At 62.7% G+C, this 5,082-nt stretch carries 2 protein-coding genes; one reads left to right on the forward strand and one right to left on the reverse strand.

The genetic code is table 11. The features are described 5' to 3' along the window. Positions 1 to 1,228: chromosomal replication initiator protein DnaA (dnaA, locus tag KBY81_RS16395; RefSeq protein WP_254977088.1), on the forward strand; the 1,228-nt coding region annotated here is incomplete at its 5' end. A gap of 93 nt (positions 1,229 to 1,321) precedes the next feature. On the opposite strand, the gene KBY81_RS16400 is transcribed toward dnaA, so the two are convergent. Continuing rightward, positions 1,322 to 5,082 (reverse strand): bluetail domain-containing putative surface protein (locus tag KBY81_RS16400; RefSeq protein ID WP_254977089.1); only part of this gene is annotated, 3,761 nt, incomplete at its 5' end.

A 5,082-nucleotide genomic window follows, 5' to 3' on the forward strand; every position in this document is an offset into this window, starting at 1 on the left:
CGCCGGTCGGCAGGTGCGGGTGGAGGTGGAGGTGGCCCCCGATGCCGACCCCCTGGGCGCCCCCCCGGAACTGGTGGGCGAGAACGGCGCCGGCGCGCCCCCCCCGCCGCCGCCGGCCGCGGCCCCCGAGCGGCCCCAGGCCTCTCCGTCCGCCGGTACCGCCGCCGCCCGGCCCCTGCCCGGCCCCCTGCGACCCGGAGCGGGCCTGAACACCCGCTACGTGTTCAACCGCTTCGTGGTGGGGGCCAACAGCCGCATGGCCCACGCCGCCTCCCTGGCGGTGGCCGAGGCGCCGGGCCGGGAGTTCAACCCCCTGTTCATCTGCGGCGGGGTGGGGCTGGGCAAGACCCACCTGATGCAGGCCATCGGCCACTACCGGCTGGAGATCGACCCGGAGGCGCGGGTGTTCTATGTGAGCACCGAGACCTTCACCAATGACCTGATCCAGGCCATCCGCAAGGACGGCATGCAGGCCTTCCGGGATCGCTACCGGGCCGCCGACCTGATCCTGGTGGATGACATCCAGTTCATCGAGGGCAAGGAGTACACCCAGGAGGAGTTCTTCCACACCTTCAACGCCCTGCACGAGGCCGGCCGCCAGATCGTGATCGCCAGCGACCGGCCCCCCAGCCAGATCCCCCGGCTGCAGGAGCGGCTGATCTCCCGCTTCTCGATGGGGCTGATCGCCGACATCCAGATCCCCGATCTCGAGACCCGGATGGCGATCCTGCACAAGAAGGCGGAGGCGGAGCAGGTGGCCCTGCCCCGGGAGCTGATCCAGTACATCGCCGGGCGCTTCACCTCCAACATCCGCGAACTCGAAGGGGCCCTCACCCGGGCGGTGGCCTTCGCCTCGATCACGGGCCTGCCGATGACCGTGGAATCGCTGGCGCCGATGCTCGATCCGGTCGGCAACGAGGTGGCGGTCACCCCCCAGCAGGTGCTGGAGAAGGTGGCCGAGGTGTTCGAGGTGCGCATCGAGGAGATGCTCAGCCCCAGCCGCAAGCGGGCCGTGAGCCAGTCGCGCCAGGTGGGCATGTACCTGATGCGCCAGAACACGAATCTGTCGCTGCCGCGCATCGGCGAAGCCTTCGGCGGCAAGGATCACTCCACCGTGATGTACGCGGTGGAGCAGGTGGAGAAGAAGCTCAGCAGCGATCCCGCCCTGGCAAGACGCGTCCAGCAGGTGCGCGACCTGCTGCAGATCGCCTGCCGCCAGCGCCGCTGAGCTTTCTGCCGCATTGCCTGGCCCCTGTCCAGGTGGTCATGTCACGACAGGCTCGCCCATGGAGCCATCGGCGGTGGTCGACGGTCTGCTCATCTAGATGATGGAAACCGTGCCGGTATAATTCTGGAGCTGAAGGATCGAATCGGTCGTGGCACTGAAGGCTGGGGTTCCGTTGTTGAAAGCGATGAAGGTCGATCCGGCGAAAGGTGGTGCCGATACCGTGAAGGCAATTGCCTGATTGGCGCCAACGGATTTACTGGTGAACAGGTTGGAGATCTCGGCCGAAGTCAGATCAGTGACAACATTTCCGGTGGCGCTGAGCGTGAGCGTGCCTGCAGGGGGAGTCGGAACCGATGAAGGAGCATCGATTTTATCCTCGCCGGCATAGTCGGTTATGACATCATAAATGGCGAGCAAGGATTCATTGAGGGCCGTGTAGCGGAAGACGTCCGAACCGCTACCGCCGGTATGGACATCCTTGCCAGAGCCGCCAATCAGTGTGTCGCTATCAGAGCCACCATTCAGTAGGTCATCACCTGCCCCTCCGGAGAGGACGTCATTCGCTGACCCTCCAAAGAGGAAGTCCTTGCCAGCGCCACCATTGATGGTGTCATCCTGAGATTGTCCGCTGAGATAGCGTGAAATCGTGCTGGTTACGGCTGCGAAGATGTCTGGACCGGATGTTCCGTTCTGGATGTCAACGGCCTGGCTCGCAGCGGAACTCGTATTGCCAGCCAGATCAGTGGCGTTGGCGTTGAATGTGATCAATCCGGTCGCATCAGGTGTCCAATCTGTCGACCATTGGCCGGACCCGTTGGCTGCAGCCGTGGCGATCGTGGTCCCCGTAGTGGAGCCACTGTAGATGTTGACCACACTATTGGCCTGCGCCGTACCACTGAAGGTCACCGCGTTGGATGTGCCGTAGTCGGCAGTGGCGGCAAACGAGAGGGTTGGCGCTGCGGGCGCTGTGGTGTCGATGGTGAAGGTAAAGGGCGTTGGGGTTGTTGTCGTATTGCCAGCCACGTCGGTCTGGCGCACGATCACGTTCTTGGCGCCATTCCCCGTGAGCGTGAACGTGCTGCCGCTGCCGTTGACCCAGGTGGTGCCGCCATTGGTGCTGTACTGCCAGATGGCACTGGCTTCCAGACCGGTGACGTTCACGCCCCCGGAATTGGTGATGCCGTCATTGTTGTAAGTGCCGCTATCGGTGTCCAGGGACAGGGTGGGAATGGCTGGAGCCGTGGCATCCAGGGTGAAGCTCAAAGCCGCTGAACTGTTGGATGTGTTGCCAGCCAGGTCGGTTTGCTGCACGATCGCGGTCTTAGTGCCGTCGCCCGTGAGGGTGAAGCTGGTGCCAATACCAGGCGTCCAGGTCGTGGCATTGTCGAGGCTGTAGCGCCAGGCGGCCCCTGACTCCAAACCCGAGACATTGACGGAGCCAAGGTTGGTGATCCTGTCGGAGTTGGAGCGGCCGCTGTCGGTGGCCAGGGACAGGGTTGGCGCAGCAGCCGTAGTGTCGAGGGTGAAGCTCACAGGCGCTGAATTGACGGAGAGATTACCCGCCAGATCCTTCTGCCTTACGATCATGGTCTTGGGACCATTCCCCGTCAGGGTGAAACTTATGCCGCTGCCATTCACCCAGCTGGTGCCGTTGGTGCTGTACTGCCAGGTGGCACCGGGCTCCAGGCCTGTGACGTTCACCACCCCGGAGTTGGTGATGCGATCGGTGCCGTTGCTGCCGCTATCGGTGGCCAGGGAGAGGCTGGGGGCATTGGGCGCGGTGGTATCCACCTTGTAGGCGGATTTGTCGGTGACAGCATTGAAGTTGAGGCTGGCGTTGTTGCCAGCTGCATCGGTGATGGTGCCAACGTTGAGGGAGAGACTGCTGGCGTCGATGCTGATGCCGTTGACATCTGTCTGCCCGGCCTGGATGGTGTAGGTGAAGGTGAGCCTGTTGGTGCCGCTGCCGGAGGCGTAGCTGGCGTTGACGAGGGTGCCACCGATGTTCAGCTGGAGCTGGGGAGGGCCGCCGGCGGCATTGACGGTGACCACTTCCGATGTGGTGACGGTGGCCGTGACGACATCACCGGCATTGAGAGTACTGTTTTGGATGCCGGCCGCAGAGGTGATGGCAACGGAAGTGACGGTGGGAGCGGTGGTATCGACCTTGTAGCCGGGGTTGCCGGAGATGGTGCTGAAGCTGAGGTTGACAGCCTTACCAGCCGCATCGGTGATGGTGCCGCCGTTGAGGAGGAGACTGCTGGCATTGATGCTGATGCCGTTGGTATCTTTCTGCCCGGCCTGGATGGTGTAGGTGAAGGCGAGGCTGTTGGTGCCACTGCCGGAGGCGTAGCTGGCGTTGACAAGGACGCCGCCGATATTCAGCCTTAGCTGGGGAGTTCCGCTGACGGTGACGGCTGACGATGTGGTGACAATGGCCGTGACGACATCGCCGGCATTGAGGGTGCTGTTCTGGATGCCGGAAGCCGAGGCGATGGCAACGGAGCTGATCGTGGTTGCCAGCGTGTCGATCGCAAAGGCTTGAGACGTTGTGGACGTCGTATTCCCAGCGGCATCAGCGGCGGTGATGACAACAGTCTTGCCGCTTCCTTGACCCAGGTTGCTCAGGTCAGTATTCGTAAAGGCATAGCTCCAGGTCGTTCCACTGAGCAGTGCGGTGCGGGTCTGACCCGCCACATTCAAGCTGACGCTCGTTCCTGCTTCGGTGGTGCCGCTGAGGGTGACGCCTGCTGTGGCTTCAGTGGCATTGATGATGTTGTCGGTAGCAATCGCCCTAATCGTCGGTGCCGTGGGAGCAACGGTATCGACCGAGAAGGACGTCGTTCCGGCGCTGCTGAGGTTGCCGGCAGCATCGGTGGTGGTTGCGCTTACGGAGATGCTGCCGTCGCCCAGGGTGGTGAGGTCGTAGCTGGTCAGGACTACGGCCTGGGGGGCACCGATGCCGGTGAGGGTCTTGGTGACCGTGCCACCACCGGAGCGGGAGAAGATGACCGACAGGCTGCTGCCGCTCTCGCCGGAGATTGTGACCACACCGCTCGGCTGGGTTGCCTCTGATGCGGTGGCGCCACCGGCAACGCCGGTGCCAAGGGCGAGGCTGGGGGCTGCCGGTGGCAGGGTATCGATGGCAAAGGGAGCGGATGTGGCCTGGGTGGTGGTGTCGGCCGCATCTTTCGCCGTTGCCGTGATGGTCTTGTCTGTCCCTTGCATCAGGTTGGTGATGTCTGCTGCCGTGAGGGTGTACGACCAGGTGCTGCCATTAAGGATGGCCGTACGGGTCACGTCACCAATCGTGACGGTGACCTGGGTCACCACGGATTCAACGGTGCCCGTGATCTGGGTTCCGATTTCTGCGGCACTGATGGTGTTGTCTGTTCCCCCAATGGGACTGAAGGTGGGTGATGTGTCGTTGACGTTGGTCAGGTTGATGGTGAAGAACTTGGTGTCGGTGGCACCACCGTCTGAGACTTGAACATGCAGTGTGTAACTCTTGGTTGCCGTCTCATAGTCGATCGCCCCGGCCCCTGCAGCTGTCAGGGTGATCGCTCCGGTGGTGCTGCCGATCGCGAATAGTGGGCCGCTGCCGTTATCGGGAGTATTGATCAGGCTATAGGTGAGATTCGCGGAATCGATATCGCTGCCAGATGCAGTTGTTATTAGCGTTCCAGATGTGGCATTTTCAGGCAGATTGACATCGGCGATTGCATTCAGGGTGGCGACGTCGTTGGTGCCTGTGATGTTGATGGTGACCGAAGCGCTGCCGCCATCGGTGGTGGCGACGTTGAAGACCTCGGTGACGAGCTGGCCGTCGTTGAGCTGGTTGACGGCGTCGTTGG

This window comes from Cyanobium sp. Lug-B (assembly GCF_024345635.1).
Classification (GTDB): Bacteria; Cyanobacteriota; Cyanobacteriia; order PCC-6307; family Cyanobiaceae; genus Cyanobium; species Cyanobium minutissimum.